General features: G+C 64.3%; 17 protein-coding genes and 1 pseudogene. 2 read left to right on the forward strand and 16 right to left on the reverse strand.

The genetic code is table 11. The annotated features are described in order from the left end of the window. Positions 1-34: 34 nt before the first annotated feature. From ACIPHN_RS24875 to ACIPHN_RS24950, 16 genes are all read right to left on the reverse strand, one after another. Complete coding sequence (locus ACIPHN_RS24875) at positions 35-652, reverse strand: TetR/AcrR family transcriptional regulator (RefSeq protein WP_400441609.1); 618 nt, start codon at positions 650-652, stop codon at positions 35-37. A gap of 219 nt (positions 653-871) precedes the next feature. After that, positions 872-1,576 carry an SDR family oxidoreductase gene (locus ACIPHN_RS24880; RefSeq protein WP_400441612.1) on the reverse strand — a complete coding sequence of 235 codons (705 nt, stop codon included), beginning with the start codon at positions 1,574-1,576 and terminating at the stop codon, positions 872-874. Between the two features lie 234 nt (positions 1,577-1,810). Next, positions 1,811-2,392: a TetR/AcrR family transcriptional regulator gene (locus ACIPHN_RS24885; RefSeq protein ID WP_400441615.1), complete on the reverse strand. Its 582-nt coding sequence runs from the start codon at positions 2,390-2,392 to the stop codon at positions 1,811-1,813. Between the two features lie 176 nt (positions 2,393-2,568). Continuing rightward, positions 2,569-3,141 carry a phospholipase D family protein gene (locus ACIPHN_RS24890; protein WP_400441652.1) on the reverse strand — a complete coding sequence of 191 codons (573 nt, stop codon included), beginning with the start codon at positions 3,139-3,141 and terminating at the stop codon, positions 2,569-2,571. Beyond that, complete coding sequence (locus ACIPHN_RS24895; protein WP_400441617.1) at positions 3,141-4,400, reverse strand: RsmB/NOP family class I SAM-dependent RNA methyltransferase; 1,260 nt, start codon at positions 4,398-4,400, stop codon at positions 3,141-3,143. The genes ACIPHN_RS24890 and ACIPHN_RS24895 overlap by 1 nt, the downstream gene beginning before the upstream one ends. Positions 4,401-4,467: 67 nt before the next feature. Then, complete coding sequence (gene purN / locus ACIPHN_RS24900) at positions 4,468-5,073, reverse strand: phosphoribosylglycinamide formyltransferase (protein WP_400441620.1); 606 nt, start codon at positions 5,071-5,073, stop codon at positions 4,468-4,470. A gap of 90 nt (positions 5,074-5,163) precedes the next feature. Further along, positions 5,164-5,562 (reverse strand): barstar family protein, encoded by a 399-nt coding sequence (locus ACIPHN_RS24905; protein WP_400441623.1) that lies wholly within the window; start codon positions 5,560-5,562, stop codon positions 5,164-5,166. Positions 5,563-5,651: 89 nt separating this feature from the next. Next, a complete protein-coding gene (locus ACIPHN_RS24910; protein WP_400441626.1) occupies positions 5,652-6,047 on the reverse strand; it encodes a ribonuclease domain-containing protein in 396 nt (131 codons plus the stop codon). Positions 6,048-6,158: 111 nt separating this feature from the next. Next, on the reverse strand, positions 6,159-7,364 hold the full coding sequence (locus ACIPHN_RS24915) for a patatin-like phospholipase family protein (RefSeq protein WP_400441629.1): 1,206 nt from the start codon (positions 7,362-7,364) through the stop codon (positions 6,159-6,161). A 156-nt stretch (positions 7,365-7,520) separates the two neighbouring features. Next, positions 7,521-9,563, reverse strand: coding sequence for a sodium-translocating pyrophosphatase (locus ACIPHN_RS24920; protein WP_400441632.1), 2,043 nt, complete (start codon positions 9,561-9,563; stop codon positions 7,521-7,523). A gap of 273 nt (positions 9,564-9,836) precedes the next feature. After that, positions 9,837-10,493 (reverse strand): adenylate kinase, encoded by a 657-nt coding sequence (adk, locus tag ACIPHN_RS24925; protein WP_400441635.1) that lies wholly within the window; start codon positions 10,491-10,493, stop codon positions 9,837-9,839. Positions 10,494-10,774: 281 nt separating this feature from the next. Continuing rightward, complete coding sequence (gene kdsB / locus ACIPHN_RS24930; protein ID WP_400441637.1) at positions 10,775-11,590, reverse strand: 3-deoxy-manno-octulosonate cytidylyltransferase; 816 nt, start codon at positions 11,588-11,590, stop codon at positions 10,775-10,777. Between the two features lie 51 nt (positions 11,591-11,641). After that, positions 11,642-11,830, reverse strand: a complete 189-nt coding sequence (locus tag ACIPHN_RS24935) for a Trm112 family protein (RefSeq protein ID WP_198981416.1) — start codon at positions 11,828-11,830, stop codon at positions 11,642-11,644. Next, positions 11,811-12,854, reverse strand: a complete 1,044-nt coding sequence (lpxK, locus tag ACIPHN_RS24940) for a tetraacyldisaccharide 4'-kinase (RefSeq protein WP_400441641.1) — start codon at positions 12,852-12,854, stop codon at positions 11,811-11,813. Before lpxK ends, ACIPHN_RS24935 begins: the two co-directional genes overlap by 20 nt. 34 nt (positions 12,855-12,888) lie before the next feature. Next, the gene (locus ACIPHN_RS24945; protein WP_400441644.1) at positions 12,889-13,317 is read right to left on the reverse strand and encodes an ExbD/TolR family protein; all 429 of its coding nucleotides are present in this window, start codon (positions 13,315-13,317) and stop codon (positions 12,889-12,891) included. 18 nt (positions 13,318-13,335) lie between these two features. Continuing rightward, entirely contained in the window at positions 13,336-13,941 is a 606-nt protein-coding gene (locus ACIPHN_RS24950) for a MotA/TolQ/ExbB proton channel family protein (protein ID WP_400441647.1), read from the reverse strand. Between the two features lie 179 nt (positions 13,942-14,120). Between ACIPHN_RS24950 and xseA the strand changes: the two genes are divergently transcribed. Together xseA and sodB are read left to right on the forward strand one after the other, a co-directional pair. Then, the gene (xseA, locus tag ACIPHN_RS24955; RefSeq protein ID WP_400441650.1) at positions 14,121-15,518 is read left to right on the forward strand and encodes an exodeoxyribonuclease VII large subunit; all 1,398 of its coding nucleotides are present in this window, start codon (positions 14,121-14,123) and stop codon (positions 15,516-15,518) included. Positions 15,519-15,846: 328 nt separating this feature from the next. Beyond that, positions 15,847-16,026, forward strand: a pseudogene (sodB, locus tag ACIPHN_RS24960) (superoxide dismutase [Fe]); the annotation flags it as partial. Positions 16,027-16,091: the final 65 nt, after the last annotated feature.

The following is a 16,091-nucleotide window of genomic DNA, read 5'->3' on the forward strand; positions in this document are numbered from 1 at the left end:
TGTCCTGACCAGGCATGGCCTGGTCAGGACTTTTTTATGGGCGGGGAGCGGCCAGGACGGCCTGGGTGGCGGATCTCTGCAGCAGCAGCCTGACGGTATGCTCGGCGTTGCCAGTGATGGTATCGATCAGGGCCTGGTCATCAGCCATGCGCGAGAGCGACACCGCGCCCACGATGATGGAGACGATGGATTCGGCCAGGCCCATGAAGTCCTGGTAATCCAGTCGCATCAAGTGGGCGGCAAACATCTTGACGAAGCGCGAATAGCCGGCCGTGACCACTTCCTTGACTTGCTGGTCGGCATGGCCCAGTTCGGTAGAGAGGTTGGCCAGCGGGCAAAGCATGCGGCTGTCCTCGCTCTGCTGCTGGCGCAGGTAGTGGAAGACGATCAGTTCAATGGCCTCGCGCGGCGGCTTGCCACGGGTAAGCTCGTCCAGGTTGGCGACGATGTAGTCGAAGGCCACCGCGCTGGCATCGGCGACCAGATGTTCCTTGGAGGTGAAATGGCGGTAGAACCCGCCCTGGGTCAGGCCACAGGCCGACATGACGTCAGCGATGGCTGTGGCCGAGATACCATTGTTGAGAAACAGTCCCGAGGCGGTAGCAAGGATACGCTTCCTGGTTTCGGCAGCTTCGGCATTGGATTTGCGCATGGCAAGCTCCTGTCAATCTACGCTGATAAATAGATTGTCATTGTACTCCAAAAATCGTGCCGTGCATTCTTGAAGGGTATCGATGCCAGGAGGGAGCGGGTGATGGATCAGGGAGCGATGCAGAAGGGGAAAGCGGGGCAGGCTGTGTGCCGCACAGGGTGCAGCGGCGCAAGCAATGCTGATCGCGCCACTGCCCCGCCCCTGTCAGCCAGGGTGATTTCAACCACGCAGGATGTCAGCGAGGTACACCGACGACGACAGGCCCTGATGGATCTGGCGGCTGGGCTCATCGGCCAGGACTTCCTCGGCACCGGCTTCGAGGGCATCGAAGGCCTGGCGGACCACGCTTTCCGGACTAACCTTGGGGGCGTCGAAACCGCGAGCCAGATCCGTATCGATGAAGCCGGCGTGCACGCCCACCACCTGGGTGCCCTGCTCGCGCAGTTCCTGGCGCAGGCCATTGGTCAGCGACCAGGCTGCGGCCTTGGACACGCCATAGGTGCCCAGCACCGGCGTATTGACCAGGCTCAACAGCGAGAGCATGTTGATGATGGCACCGCCGCCGTTCCTGGCCAGGATGGGAGCGAAAGCCTGGCTCAGGTTGAGCATGCCGAAGAGATTGGTGTTCAGGTGATCCTGCAGCTGTGCCTGCGCATCGGCGGACACGAAGGCGCCAGTGCGGGCGATGCCGGCATTGTTGATGAGGATGGTGAGCTCACCGATCTTCTCGGCAGCGGCCCGAACCTGGTCAGGCTTGGTGACGTCGAGCTGGATAGGCTCGACACCAGCCAGCTTGACCGAGGATGCGTCACGGGCGCCGGCATAGACGCGCTTGGCACCGCGTGCCAGGGCTTGACGGGCGAATTCCTCACCGAGACCACGGTTGGCGCCGGTAACCAGTACGACTGCGTTTTCGAATTTCATGATGATTCCTTTCATTGGGTTGATTTGGCTCGGATTGCGTTGGCTGAGCCGATTTGTCCGTCTTTCCTTGCTGCTGTATGTGCTTCTACTTCTGCTCGCGGCACGTCCACATGCCGCTCTCAGGATCCGGGCAAGCCCGCCTGGCGGCTGCACCTGTTTCATCTTTCACTTGAAAATATGATGATCATCATATTTTTGTACAAACCAGAAGGCACAGACTTTCCCGCACCCCTCTCATGTTGCGTATCGCTCCAGCAGTTCGTCGCGGGTCGCGGCCAGCAAGGCAGGTCCCTGCTTGCCGTCGCCCAGCACCCGGGCCATCTGCATGGCACCGCTGATGGTGGCGGCGATCATCCAGCTCGCGCCATCGCCATGATGTTCAGGCAAGAGCTCGCGCACCAGCTTCTGCAGGCTGGTGATCGCCTGTCGCGACGACTCCACCACCTCCGGTGCCTGGCTGTGCATCTCGCTGCACAGGGCCGCCACCGGACAGCCGTTCTCGCAGCCAGTGATCTGGCTATCGGACAGGTAGCTCTCGATGAAAGCCTTGAAACGATTGCCATGTCGCGCCGACAGTTTTTCCACGTACTCGCCAACCAGCGCACCGCTATCGCGGCTGGCATACGTCACCGCCTCGGCCAGCAAGGCATCACGCGAGGCGAAATGCGCATAGAAGCCGCCATGGGTCAGGCCAGCCTCCTTCATCACCTCGGCCACGTTGACGCTCTTGAAGCCGGATCGGCGCATCACCCGCGCGGCCGCCGCCACGATGCGTTGGTGGGACTGTTCCTTTTTGCTGGCAGGGAGTGTGTTCATGGGGAGACGATACCACAAAATATGATGATCATCATATTATTTGCATCATCTATCCCACTCTGTCGACGGGACGACACACTGTCTGCGTAAGGGATATTCCAGGCTTGGGGACAAACAGGGGGAATGGGTGACTTCGGGGAGCGGGAGTATCCCGGGACAGCCTATGCCGTCGCCGATCAGGGCGCTGGCGTGGCGTCTTGCCGGTGGCGCTGCCAGTTCTCGGCATAGCGCGCGGCCAATGGCGGGTTGCGACCCAGTATCAGGATGTTCTCGGCGTTCTTGTGCTGGGCCGACCAGGTGAAGTTGTAGCTGCCGGTGATGACGGTAGCCGATGCCAGCGGCGCATCGATGACGATCACCTTGTTATGCGCATTGCGGTAATCGGTCTCCAGCCAGACCGGGATCCCCGCCCCGCGCAGCTGGCGCAGACGGTCGCCGGCATTCTTGTCCAGCTGGCCGTTGTCCATCAGCACGCGCACATCGATGCCACGCTTGCGGGCGGCGACCAGGGCATCGGTGATCGGGCGGCTGGTCAGCAGATAGGCCTGCACCAGGATCTGCCGTCGGGCCGCATCCAGTTGCCCCACGATCAGGGCCTCGATGTCATCCCAGGGGGCGAAGGCGGACTGGATCGTCCCCTGCGCCGCCATCACCGGTGGCGCAGGCAGGGCTTCGCGCGCCTGGGCCGCCCCCGCCAGCAGGCCAGCCAGTACGGCGACCTGCCACCAGGAGGCGGCCCGGCGCCTCATCATGCGGCGCGACGCTCCAGCACGGCAGCGAAGAAACCATCGGTCTGGTGCTGATGCGGCAGCAGCTTGAGATAGTCGCCCATCTCCAGCGTGATCTTCTGCTCGGCCAGGATCTCGCTCATGGGGCGCAGGATGAAGTCCGGATGCGACTGCAGGAAATCGGCCACGACGGCGTCGTTTTCCTCTTCCAGGAAGCTGCAGGTGCCATACACCAGGCGGCCACCCGGGCGCACCAGGCGCGAGGCGCTGGCCAGGATGGCGCTTTGCTTGGTGCGCATCTCGGTGAGCGTCTCCACGCTCTGGCGCCACTTCATGTCGGGGTTGCGGCGCAGGGTGCCCAGGCCGCTGCAAGGCGCATCGACCAGCACGCGATCGAGCTTGCCGGCCAGGCGCTTGACCTTGGCGTCGTTCTCGTGGGCAATCACCACCGGATGCACGTTGGACAGGCCGCTGCGCGCCAGGCGCGGCTTGAGCTTGGCCAGGCGCTTCTCGGAGACATCGAAGGCATACAGGCGACCGGTGTTGCGCATCAACGCACCCAGTGCCAGCGTCTTGCCGCCCGCACCGGCACAGAAGTCGGCCACCATCTCGCCGCGCTTGGCGCCGACGATCTGGGCCAGCAACTGGCTACCCTCATCCTGCACTTCGATGGCGCCATCCTTGAACAGCGGCAGGTTCTGCAGCGCCGGCTTCTTCAGCACGCGCAGGCCCAGCGGTGAATACGGGGTCGGCTCGCAGGCCACCGGGGCCTTGGCCAGTTCGGCGATGACGGTGTCGCGGTCCGACTTCAGGGCGTTCACGCGCAGATCCAGCGGGGCTGGACGGTTCATGGCGGCGGCCAGTTCCAGGGTGGCTTCTTCGCCGATGCGGCCGACCAGCTTTTCCCACAGCCAGGGCGGCAGGTTGCTGCGCATCTGTGCCGGCAACTGGTTGCGGTCGATCTGGGCCACGCGCTCCAGCCATTCGGCTTCGCCTTCCTGCAGGCCGGCCAGGGGTGCCACGCCAACGGCGTCGGCCAGGCCCAGCAGGGCCATGCGGCGCATCATCGGGCCGTTGCCGGATTCGGCGAAGTTGGTCAGTACCGTCTTGTTGCGCAACAGGCCATAGACCGCCTCGGCGATCACGCCGCGCTCACGGCTGCCCAGCCTGGGGTTGTCGCGGAAGTGGCGCGACAGCGTCACATCGGCCGGGCCGGTGAAACGCAGGACTTCGCGCAGCAGTTCTTCGGTATGGGGAATGATCGCGGGAGGCAATCTCATGCTAGGTCCTTCAGATTCAAGATATAGGTAGGTGCGCGGCGCGCCCGGTCAGGGCGCGTACGCGGGTTCAGCTCGCCAGGCGCACGCGGGCGCCGTCCAGCCGCAGCTGGCCGTCGATGAACCAGCGCACGGCGCGCGGGTAGATCACATGTTCCTGTTCCAGCACGCGCTCGGCCAGGGTTTCCTCGCTGTCCTCTTCTTCCACCGGCACGGCAGCCTGGGCCACGATGGGCCCATGGTCCAGGTCGGGCGTGACGAAATGCACGGTCGCGCCATGCAGCTTCACGCCGGCGGCCAGGGCCTGCCGGTGCGTCGCCAGGCCAGGGAAACTGGGCAGCAGCGACGGATGAATATTGAGCATGCGGCCCTGGTAGTGCTCCACGAAGGGCGCGGTCAGGATCCGCATGAAACCGGCCAGGACCACCAGATCCGGCGCGAAGGTGTCGATCTGCTCGCGCAGGGCGGCATCGAACTGGTCGCGCGTGGGATAGTCCCGGTTGGAAATGACTGCTGTGGCGATGCCGTTCTGGGCGGCAAACTCCAGTCCGCTGGCGTCAGGGCGGTTACTGATGACGGCGGCGATTCTGGCAGGCCACCGCTCGGCCTGTGCGGCACGGACGATGGCTTCCATATTGCTGCCCCGTCCGGAAATCAGGATGACAATGCTTCTCATGGTGTGCGCATTGTACCCGCTGGCGGCCCGCTCGCCGCCGTTTTTCACGATGTGCAACGCAGGGCGTGGCTAAAATGCGTGTCCCGGAATTTACTGGAAGGAATAGAACACCCGGAACGGTACCTTCTTTTCGGCCCAGTAGTCGGCGGCGTCGCGGAACACGTCCAGCAGGGTCTCGCGGGCTTCCTTGTCGAATTTCTGGGTATTGGGCAGTTGTTCCAGCACCACGACAAACCCGATCTGCTTGCCCGCCTTGTGGGTCAGGTCGGTCAGGCAATCGGCCAGGGCGTCGAAGTTCTTGCCGAAATGCCGGGGAAAATGGAAGGCGGTGGCGATCGTCGTCAACACCTGCTGCTTGGTCACGGCCTCGGCGCAATAGGCATAGAGAAAATGCTGATCCAGACGAGCGGCCTCCTGCTGCAGCTCGACCACGCGGAAGGCGCGGATGGACTGCACGATATTGGGCGGCACCGTTTTAAACAAACTCATTCTCCCTTCAGTATCCATAGGCGGGGCTGTGTGGCTGTCGTGACTGTCGTAGTTGAACTGGCTGAGCTGCTCGGGCCTGCCGGCAATGATCAATCCCGGATCCGGCGGAACGTCTTGTAATGGTCGCTCGTGTAATAGTATTCGCCGGAACTCCTGGGGTCCCCTCCGCTGATGATCCGGCGGGCGCCCCGGTTGCGCGCGCGCGGGGTCTTGACCGTGAACTCGTGATAATACCCGCGCTTTTGCCTGGGCAAAACCCCTTCATAATTGCCGAATACCACGCCATCCTTGTCATACGGAAAAGGCCCGCCCTGACGGATCAGCGCCATGGTCTGCTGGGCTTCACGCGGCAACTGGTCCAGGTTGACGTCGGGCAAGCCGCCCGGTTCCGGTCCGCGCGCATGGGCGGGCGCTGACAGCATCAGCGCCGTCAGCAGGATCAACCAGTACTTCGTGAATATCGAAAAAATGAATCGGGCTCGCATTTGCATCCTGAAATTGCAATTTTGTCAATCAAAAGCAACAGCACCACGTAGATTAACGCGTTGCTTTCGGCTAGGCAACCATGACGCCCGTTTGACTTGACCGGCAGCAAATCAGGCAGAGGCTTGGAGCACCTGGGCCGTATCCGGTTCAAAAAAGGCCATCACTTCCTCGCGTTTGGCGTAGGTGTCGCTTTCCCCCAGGGAAATGAGTTCGCGCGTGAAGCCCCGCTCGAACAGCAGATAGGACGCCAGCGCCGAGCCGCGCGCCTCGGTGGCGCCGATGCCGCCCAGCATGGTGCGGATGGGGCGCGGCAGGCTGGCCACATGGCGGCTGGCGATGCTGTCGATGCGCTGGGACGGCGAAATCACCAGGGTGCGAATGGGCTTCAGCGGCGTGTACTTGCGCTGTTCATCGGTCAACACCGAGAGGGTCTGGTTGACCCGGTTGATGCGCTCGATGTCGGCCGCCAGGCCATCCAGGAAGATGCCCGACATGGCATGCCCGGCCACCTGCGCCAGGCTGGGATAGTGCGGGGTGTTGGTGGGGGCTTCCTCCCCTTTCTCGCCGATGCGGCCGGCGCCGATCACCAAGACCTTGGTCGCGCCCAGATGGATGGCCGGTGAAATCGGCGCGATCTGGCGCATGGAACCATCCCCACAGTATTCGCAACGACCATCGACATAGACCGGGATGGCCGGGAAGATGAAAGGAATGGCCGAGGACGCCAGCAGATGGTCGATACCGATCTGGTCGCGGATGGCCAGGCGCTGGGTGCGGCGCCAGGGTTCGATCTGGTCGGCGCACTGGTAGAAGGTGATGTGCTGGCCGCTGGTATAGGAGGAAGCCGTCACAGCCAGCGCATGCAACTGGCCCTCGGCCAGCGCCGCATCCAGGCGCGGCAGGTCCAGCAGGCGGTGCAGCATGCTCACCAGCGGGGTGTTGTCCAGCAGCGACTGCGGCGGGTTGGCTTTCCACTTGCGCAACAGCCAGCCGAAGGAGAACAGCGACAGCCAGCGCGCCCCGGTACGCAGCACGCCCAGCGAATCGGCGCGATAGACCTGTTCGACCTGGAAATTGCTCCACACCGCCATGAGCTCGCGCACCGCCTCGCCGAAGTCATCGGCACGACATGCCAGGGCGGTGCCGTTGATGGCGCCAGCCGAGGTGCCGCAGACGATGGGAAAGGGATTGCTGTGCACCGGCCAGCCGGCTTCGAGCAGGATCATGGAAATGGCGTTGAGCACGCCTACCTGGTAAGCCGCCCGCGCCCCACCGCCGGTCAGGATCAATCCTGTCTTGTGTTCTGTTGTCTCCATGGCACCAGCTTAGCAGCAGCGCCACACCGGTGGACAAGAGAATTGGCGGGTAAATGCCGCTTATTTGGGCGGCATGGGCTAGCTACCCGATGCGCCCCGAACCCTCGCTGCGCCGGCAACAACAGCCGGCGCAGCGACGAATCGATACGACCAGATTCAGTTGGGCAAGGCCGGCAGCAGCGGCACCAGCAGCAGGGCCACGATATTGATGATCTTGATCAGTGGATTGACCGCCGGGCCGGCCGTGTCCTTGTAGGGATCGCCCACGGTGTCGCCGGTGACGGCGGCCTTGTGCGCATCCGAGCCCTTGCCGCCATGATGGCCATCTTCGATGTATTTCTTGGCGTTGTCCCAGGCGCCACCGCCGGTGGTCATCGAGATCGCCACGAACAGGCCCGTGACAATGGTCCCCATGAGCATGCCACCCAGGGCCGAGGCTCCCAGCAGCATCCCGACCAGGATGGGCACGATCACCGGCAGCAGCGAGGGCAGGATCATCTCGCGGATGGCCGACGAGGTCAGCATGTCGACCGCACGGTCATACTCCGGCCGGCCACTGCCATCCATGATGCCCTTGATCTCGCTGAACTGGCGCCGCACCTCGACCACCACCGCCCCGGCCGCGCGGCCCACCGCCTCCATCGCCATGGCGCCGAACAGGTAGGGGATCAGGCCGCCGATGAAGAGACCAATGATCACCGCCGGACTGGAGAGGTCGAAGCTGGCGCTCTTGCCCACCGATTCCAGCGCATGGGTGTAGTCAGCAAAGAGCACCAGCGCGGCCAGCCCGGCCGAGCCGATGGCATAGCCCTTGGTGACGGCCTTGGTGGTATTGCCCACCGCATCGAGCGGATCGGTGATGGCGCGCACCGAATCCGGCAGGCCCGACATCTCTGCAATGCCGCCGGCATTGTCGGTGATGGGGCCATAGGCATCGAGCGCCACCACGATACCGGCCATCGACAACATGGCCGTGGCCGCGATGGCGATGCCATACAGCCCCGCCAGCCAGTACGACAGCAGGATCGCCGCGCATACCGCCAGCACCGGATAGGCGGTGGACTTCATCGATACGCCCAGCCCGGCGATGATATTGGTGCCATGGCCGGTCGTGGAGGCCTGCGCGATGTGCTGCACCGGCTTGAAGTCGGTGCCGGTGTAGTACTCGGTGATGTAGACCATCAGGCCGGTCAGGGCGATGCCGACCACCGCCGCCCCCATCAGCGGCACGCGCAGCTCGGGCGGCAGCAGCAGCCAGGTGACCACGGCAAAGCCCACCAGCGACAGCGCCGCCGACCACCACAGGCCGGTGTAGAGCGCCGACATGATCTTCTTGCCCGGTTGTGCCTTGACCATGGAGCAGCCCACGATGGAGGCCAGGATCGATACCCCGCCCAGCGCCAGCGGATAGAGCACCGCCAGGGTCTCCATGCCCTTCAGCATGAGGCTGCCCAGCAGCATGGTCGCCACCAGCGTGACCACATAGGTCTCGAAGAGGTCGGCCGCCATGCCGGCGCAATCGCCCACGTTGTCGCCGACGTTATCGGCGATCACCGCCGGGTTGCGCGGATCGTCCTCGGGGATGCCCGCCTCGACCTTGCCCACCAGGTCGGCGCCGACGTCTGCCCCCTTGGTGAAGATGCCCCCGCCCAGACGCGCGAAGATGGAGATGAGCGAGGCGCCGAAAGCCAGGCCGATCAGCGGCTGGATGGCGTCATGCAGGCTGGCCGCCCGGCCCTGGCCGTAGACGAACAAAGCCCAGAAGAACAACGTCACCCCCAGCAGGCCCAGCCCCACCACCAGCATGCCGGTGATGGCCCCACCGCGGAAAGCCACGCCCAGCGCCTCGTTCATGCCGCGCGTGGCAGCCTGGGCGGTACGCACATTGGCCCGTACCGAGACATTCATGCCGATGAAGCCGCAGGCCCCCGACAGCACCGCGCCCAGGAGGAAACCGACGGCAGTCAGCCAGCCCAGTCCGGGAATGAGGGCGATCACGATCAGCAGCACCACCCCCACCATGGCGATGGTGCGGTACTGGCGCGCCAGATAGGCCGCCGCGCCCTGCTGGATGGCCAGCGCGATTTCCTGCATGCGGGGGTTGCCGGGGTCCTGCTTGAGAATCCAGCTCCGTGATACGAGTCCATAGATCACCGCGACGACGCCGCAGGCCATGGCGAACCATAAGGCAAGTGCCATCTTTATCTCCTTTTTTTATCACGACTCATCAACAATCACGAACACCCGCCGCGCCGCCCGGACCATGCTGTCCACGCGCCACCGCCGATACTGCGCCTGCCAAGTTACGTCGCCCTTTTTATTGGAATTCTTGTGCCTGCCGGGGCTGCCGCAGACGCCCCCTCGTGCGGGTGGCGCCGGCGATCACTGCTGTTTTGTTAGTTTTCTGCCGATCCGCCCGTTGTGCCGCGATTCAAAAGAATAATAAAAAAGCGGACCGAGGTCCGCTTTACTTTACTCCGCCAGGGCGGCAAATGCACGATCCCTGATTTCCTCGACCGGACCCACGCCGGCGATCTTGCGATACTTCGGCGCACCCGGCTGGCCCGATTCGGCCCACTTGCCGTAGTAGCCCAGCAGGACTTCGGTCTGGTCGTGGTAGACGGTCAGGCGCTTCTTGACGGTCTCTTCCTTGTCGTCGTCGCGCTGGATCAGCGCTTCGCCGGTGGCGTCGTCCTTGCCCTCGACCTTGGGCGGGTTGAACTTGACGTGGTAGGTGCGGCCCGAACCCGGGTGCACGCGGCGGCCGCTCATGCGCTCGACGATGGCGCTGTCGGGCACGTCGATTTCCAGCACGTAGTCGATGGCAACGCCGGCTTCCTTCATGGCGTCTGCCTGGCGGGTGGTCCGCGGGAAGCCGTCGAACAGGTAGCCGTTGGCGCAATCTGCCTGCTGCAGGCGATCCTTGACCAGGCCGATGATGATGTCGTCAGAAACCAGTCCGCCTGCGTCCATCACCTTCTTGGCGGCGATGCCCAGTTCAGTCCCCGCAGCCACGGCGGCGCGCAGCATGTCGCCGGTGGAGATTTGCGGAATGTTGAATTTTTCCTTGATAAAAGTGGCTTGCGTGCCTTTACCGGCACCAGGCGCTCCTAGAAGGATGAGGCGCATATCGTTTCCTAAATTGAGGTTTCTGAAATTTGAATGCTTGAATTCTTGTGTGACGTGATGGCAGAGGATGCCTGCCATCTGGACGGTTATGCAGCTTGTTTGCGCTCCGTTTGCGTCAGCTCTGGGACGAAACTTACCACAAAATCTTACCGAACCATGACAAACGCCTGATTTTTAAGCAGTCTCCAATGCCTGATTGTGTCGTGCAAGATTGACATAAAACTTACAGCAGGCCACCGCCGCGCGCTTTGCGCCGGATCATGCGGCCTGCCATCAGGGCATCAGAGGGAAGCGATGGTCTTGACCAGGGGACTGTCCGGCGGCGCCTCGAAATGCTTGCGCACGCGCAACAGATCCTCCGGGGTATCGACCCCGGCTTCGGGCAGCAGCGAGCTCACGTGCACGGCGATGGCATGGCCATGCCAGAGCACGCGCAACTGTTCCAGCGCCTCGATGCGTTCCAGTGGCGAGGGTGCCAGCGTCGGATAGAGCTGCAGGAAGCGGTTGCTGTAGGCATACAGGCCGATATGGCGCAGCGGCACGTATTCGTTGGCGTGGTCGGGACCATGCGCATCAGGCAGCACCTCGCGCGACTGCGCGAAGGCGTCGCGGTGCCAGGGGATGGTGGCGCGCGAGAAGTACATCGCGCAGCCTTCCTTGTTGAGCACCACCTTGACCACATTGGGATTGAAGGCGTCGGCGGCGCTCCCGATGGCATGGGCAGCAGTCGCCATCGGCACGCCGGCCTTGATGTGCGCGGCGGTCGCGGCGATCAGGCCGGGATCGATCAGCGGTTCGTCGCCCTGCACGTTGACCACCACGGCGTCATCGGCCAGGTCCAGCGAGGCCGCCACTTCGGCGATGCGGTCGGTGCCTGAGGGATGGTCGGCACGGGTCATGGCCACTTCCACGCCATGCTGCTGGCAGGCGGCATGGATGTCGTGGTGATCGGTGGCCACGATGATGCGGGCGGCACCCGAGAGCGCTGCGCGCTCGGCCACCCGCACGATCATGGGCTTGCCGCCGAGGTCGGCCAGGGGCTTGTTGGGCAGGCGCGTGGAGGCCAGGCGCGCCGGGATGATGACGGTGAAGGTCATGGATGGAAGCGCAACAGGAAGGTCAGGAGCAGGACAGGCAGGACCAGCGGATCAGGCCGCCGGTGCTGCCGGATCGGCGTGCAGTTCGCGCGCTTCATCGGCCCACATGATGGGGATGCCATCGCGGATGGGATAGGCCAGTTTGTCTGCCTTGCAGATCAGTTCCTGGGCTTTCTTGTCATAGTCCAGCGGACCCTTGCAGATGGGGCAGACCAGGATATCAAGCAGTCGGGCGTTCACGGAGTTTCTCCACTATTTGTTCAGCCAGCGCGCCATCGATGCGCGCTGATACGGGCACGACCCAGAGACGCGGGTCGTTTCGGATGGCCTCGATAGCCCTGCATTTTACTGCATCCTTTTCCGTGATCAGGATGACATCGGCTGCAAGGCCGGCGAAGGGATTGCCGGCAAAGTCGTAATGGTCGGGCAAGGGATGGGGGCTGAACACCAGTCCGGCCCCGCGCAGCGTGGCAAAGAAGCGCCCGGGGTTGCCGATCCCGGCCACCGCCGCCAGCCGCAGGCCGCCCTCGCCCATCGTCGCCAGCGCACGGCGGGCCGATGGTGGCGCCAGTTGCACGGCTTCGTCGGCCTGCAACTGCATGGCATGCACGCCGGCCGGGGCTGCATCACCGCTGCCGCCACTGCCGACATTGAGTACCGAGAAATCACGACGCCGCGACGCCGGCTCGCGCAGGGGACCGGCCGGCAACAGCCAGCCATTGCCCACGCCACGACTGTCCGAGAGCACGATCTCGATGTCGCGCGCCAGCGCGTAATGCTGCAAGCCATCGTCGGAGACGATCACATCAACCTCGGGATGCGCCGCCAGCAGGGCCAGCCCGGCCTCCACGCGACGGCGCCCCACCACCAGCGGCACGCCGGTGCGCTGCGCGATCAGGAGCGGCTCGTCCCCCACCTGAGCCGCCATCGAGGCGGCCGTGACTTCCAGGCTCGCCCCGGCACCACCGCCGTAGCCACGCGAGACCACGCCCGGGGTATAGCCGGCGGCACGCAGGGCTTCGATCAGCCAGATCGAGAACGGGGTCTTGCCCGTACCACCGACGAAGACATTGCCCACCACCACCACCGGCACCGGCAAGCGCTGGGCGCGCTTGATGCCCAGCGCAAAGAGCAGGCGACGCAGCCCGGCCAGGCCGCCGAAGAGCAGCGACAGCGGCCACAGCGCGCAGGCCAGCAGGCCGCGGCCTTGCCAGGCGCGGTTGAGGACGGCTTCGACGGTGGGCCTTGATTCAGCCTGGGCCATGATGATTCTGATGCCGGTGTGGATAAGATGAAAATTACTTGCCGCTGGCCTGTGCAGCAAAGGTGACCTTGGGATAGCCGGCCATGCGCGCCGCTTCCAGCACGTTGATCACGGTCTGGTGGGTCGCCAGCGCATCGGCATTGATGATGACCACCGGATCGCCCTTGCCACCGCCGGCCTTGACCACGGTCTGCATCTCGTCGGACAGGCCCTGGGCATCGCGCGCCGAGATGCGCTTGTTGTTGATGGCGTAGCGGCCATTGGCGTCGACCGCGATGTTGAGCTCGAAGGGCTGCTCCAGCGCCTTCTGGGCATCGGCCGTGGGCAGCGTGATCTGCAGCGCCGTGAACTTGCTGTAGGTGGTGGTCACCATCAGGAAGATCACGATCACCAGCAGCACGTCGATGAAGGGGATCAGGTTGATCTCCAGGTCTTCACGGGGGCGTCCCTTGCGGAAATTCATGGTCGGCTCCGGCGATGCTCAGCGGCGCACGTCGTGCACAATGTCCACGAACTTCACGGCCTGCTGCTCCATGTCGACCACGAAACCGTCGACCTGTGCGCGGAAGTGGCGGTAGAACACCAGCGCCGGCATGGCGATGGCCAGGCCGAAACCGGTGTTGTAGAGCGCAATGGAGATGCCATGCGCCAGCTGTGCCGGGTTGGTGCCGGCCGCATCCTGGGAGGCGAAGATCTCGATCATGCCCACCACGGTGCCGAACAGGCCCATCAGTGGCGCCAGCGATGCTATCGTCCCCAGCGTAGTCAGGAAGCGTTCCAGGCGGTGCGCGGCGCCCTGGCCGGCCTCCTCGATGGCTTCCTTCATCACCTCGCGGGGCGCGTCGACGTTGCGCAGGCCGGCGGCCAGCACCTGGCCCAGCGGCGAATTCTGTTCCAGCTTGTCGATCACATCCTCGTTGACGCGTCCGCTCTGGTACACGCGCACCACCTCGGCCAGCAGATCCGGCGGCAGGATGCGGGTACGGCGCAGGTAGACCAGTCTTTCGATGACCAGCGCCAGGCCGATGATGGAAGCGATCAGCAATGGCCAGATCGGCCAGCCGGCGGCGAGGATGATGGCGAGCAAAACGTACTCCTAATGAAATGCGATGTGGATCCGGGGTGCAGGACGGGGGCCAGGGCGGGCACTTGGACAGCCGTCCTCTTCTGCGGTGCAGAATGTAGCCTGTTGCGCCGGCCTCGGCAAGCACTGCCGGCTTGGCTTTACAATGCCGCATTGTATCGCCCCTGGACCCGCCACGCCCCATGCCCGCCGACAAGTTCCCACCTTTCCCTGCTGCCCGTCCGCTCCAGCCCGCCGCCACCGGCGCCGATGGCGGACCGCCGATGCTGACCGTCTCCGGCCTGAACCAGGCCGTGGCGCGCATGCTGGAGCGCAATTTCCCGTTGATCTGGGTCAAGGGCGAGATTTCCAATTTCACCCGCGCCGCCTCCGGCCACTGGTATTTCAACCTCAAGGATGAGGGCGCCCAGGTGCGCGCCGTGATGTTCAAGGGGCGCGCCCAGTACGCCGGCTTCATGCCGCGCGAGGGCGACAAGGTCGAGGTGCGCACCCTGGTGACCCTCTATGCCCCGCGTGGCGACTACCAGTTGAACGTCGAGGCGATCCGCCGCTCGGGCGTGGGCGACCTCTACGCCGCCTTCCTGCAATTGAAGGAGAGACTGGAGCGCGAAGGCCTGTTCGCCCGCGAGCGCAAGCGCGCCCTGCCGCTCTTCCCGCGCCGCATCGGCATCGTCACCAGTCCCCAGGCCGCCGCCCTGCGCGACGTGCTGACCACCTTGCGCCGCCGTGCCCCGCATGTGGAAGTGGTGCTCTACCCCACGCCGGTGCAGGGCGAAGGCGCGGCCCAGCGCATCGCCGCAGCCATCCAGACCGCCTCGGCCCGCGCCGAATGCGAGGTCCTGCTGGTCTGCCGGGGCGGTGGCAGCATCGAAGACCTGTGGTCCTTCAACGAGGAAGTGGTGGCCCGCGCCATCGCCGAGGCCAGCATGCCGGTCATCTCGGGCGTGGGCCACGAGACCGATTTCACCATCGCCGACTTCGCCGCCGACCTGCGCGCGCCCACCCCGACGGCCGCCGCCGAGCTGGCCGCGACCGCCCGCGAAGACTGGCTGGCCGAGCTGCGCGGCCATGCGGGCGACCTCACCCGCGCGCTGCGCCGCTCGCTCACCGACAAAGCCCAGACGGTGGACTGGATGGCGCGCCGCCTGGTCAATCCCGGCGCCACCATCGCCCACGAGCGGGTCAAGCTGGCGGCGCTGCACATCCGGCTCTCGCACGCCACCCGCGTGCCATTGACGCGCATGCGCCATCGCCTGCAGCAAGCGGCCACCCACCTGAGCCATCAATTGCCCGACACCACCCACGCCCGGCGCGACCTGGGCGACCTGGCGCGCCGTCTGCAGGGTGCACAGGCCGCGCAGCAGCTGCGCCAGCGCCAGGCACTGGTCGGCCTGCAGACCCAGCTGGAGCTGCTGAACCCGCAGCGCACGCTGGAACGCGGTTACGCCATCGTCAGCGACCGTCAGGGCCGGGTGCTGCACGGTCCGGCCGAGCTGGCCGCGCGCAGCGAGATCACCATCCGCCTGGCCCAGGGCAGCGCCGAGGTCGGCATCGCCAGCGTGCAGCCCCGACTGGATTGAGCGGAGGTCCCCCGGGGGTATTGACAGCTGTGGCAGACTTTTTTCTCATAAGCTTTTAACGCCCGGACCTGGCCATGGCCGCCCTGGCATGCACGCTGCGCATGCCAGGATGAGCTGGAACGACTTGCCGCCGCTGGCATCTATGGATTTCGCCGGCCTGCGCCGGATCGCGCGCCAAACGGAACAATTCGCATTACCGTGGCGCATGCGAAAGCCGGCATGGCAAGCACTGCATTTGATCGAGTGCAAAGAATTGCCTTCCGCTTTAGAATCGCAGGTTCGGAACAGACCCCTTTGTAGCAAACCAACAAGACTGAAAGGATTCATCATGGCACATACCCTTCCGGCACTGCCTTACGATCTGGACGCGCTGGCGCCCACGATTTCCAAGGAAACCCTGGAATATCACTACGGCAAGCACCACCAGACCTATGTGACCAACCTGAACAACCTGATCCCGGGTACCGAATTCGAAAACCTGTCCCTGGAAGAGATCATCAAGAAATCCTACTGAGGCATATTCAACAAGTCTGAACTGGTGTGTAAAAAGTATTTCTAGTTTTACGTCTTTTT

The sequence above is a fragment of the Herbaspirillum sp. NPDC087042 genome (assembly GCF_044745245.1).
Classification (GTDB): Bacteria; Pseudomonadota; Gammaproteobacteria; order Burkholderiales; family Burkholderiaceae_D; genus Herbaspirillum.

Excerpts from the sequence above, each read along its gene's own strand:
- adk (WP_400441635.1), bottom strand. The coding sequence starts at position 10,493 with ATGCGCCTCATCCTTCTAGGAGCGCCTGGTGCCGGTAAAGGCACGCAA.
- ACIPHN_RS24885 (WP_400441615.1), bottom strand. The coding sequence starts at position 2,392 with ATGAACACACTCCCTGCCAGCAAAAAGGAACAGTCCCACCAACGCATC.
- ACIPHN_RS24890 (WP_400441652.1), bottom strand. The coding sequence starts at position 3,141 with ATGAGGCGCCGGGCCGCCTCCTGGTGGCAGGTCGCCGTACTGGCTGGC.
- ACIPHN_RS24910 (WP_400441626.1), bottom strand. The coding sequence starts at position 6,047 with ATGCGAGCCCGATTCATTTTTTCGATATTCACGAAGTACTGGTTGATC.
- ACIPHN_RS24945 (WP_400441644.1), bottom strand. The coding sequence starts at position 13,317 with ATGAATTTCCGCAAGGGACGCCCCCGTGAAGACCTGGAGATCAACCTG.
- xseA (WP_400441650.1), top strand. The coding sequence starts at position 14,121 with ATGCCCGCCGACAAGTTCCCACCTTTCCCTGCTGCCCGTCCGCTCCAG.
- ACIPHN_RS24905 (WP_400441623.1), bottom strand. The coding sequence starts at position 5,562 with ATGAGTTTGTTTAAAACGGTGCCGCCCAATATCGTGCAGTCCATCCGC.
- ACIPHN_RS24920 (WP_400441632.1), bottom strand. The coding sequence starts at position 9,563 with ATGGCACTTGCCTTATGGTTCGCCATGGCCTGCGGCGTCGTCGCGGTG.
- purN (WP_400441620.1), bottom strand. The coding sequence starts at position 5,073 with ATGAGAAGCATTGTCATCCTGATTTCCGGACGGGGCAGCAATATGGAA.
- ACIPHN_RS24875 (WP_400441609.1), bottom strand. The coding sequence starts at position 652 with ATGCGCAAATCCAATGCCGAAGCTGCCGAAACCAGGAAGCGTATCCTT.
- ACIPHN_RS24880 (WP_400441612.1), bottom strand. The coding sequence starts at position 1,576 with ATGAAATTCGAAAACGCAGTCGTACTGGTTACCGGCGCCAACCGTGGT.
- ACIPHN_RS24915 (WP_400441629.1), bottom strand. The coding sequence starts at position 7,364 with ATGGAGACAACAGAACACAAGACAGGATTGATCCTGACCGGCGGTGGG.
- kdsB (WP_400441637.1), bottom strand. The coding sequence starts at position 11,590 with ATGACCTTCACCGTCATCATCCCGGCGCGCCTGGCCTCCACGCGCCTG.
- lpxK (WP_400441641.1), bottom strand. The coding sequence starts at position 12,854 with ATGGCCCAGGCTGAATCAAGGCCCACCGTCGAAGCCGTCCTCAACCGC.
- ACIPHN_RS24895 (WP_400441617.1), bottom strand. The coding sequence starts at position 4,400 with ATGAGATTGCCTCCCGCGATCATTCCCCATACCGAAGAACTGCTGCGC.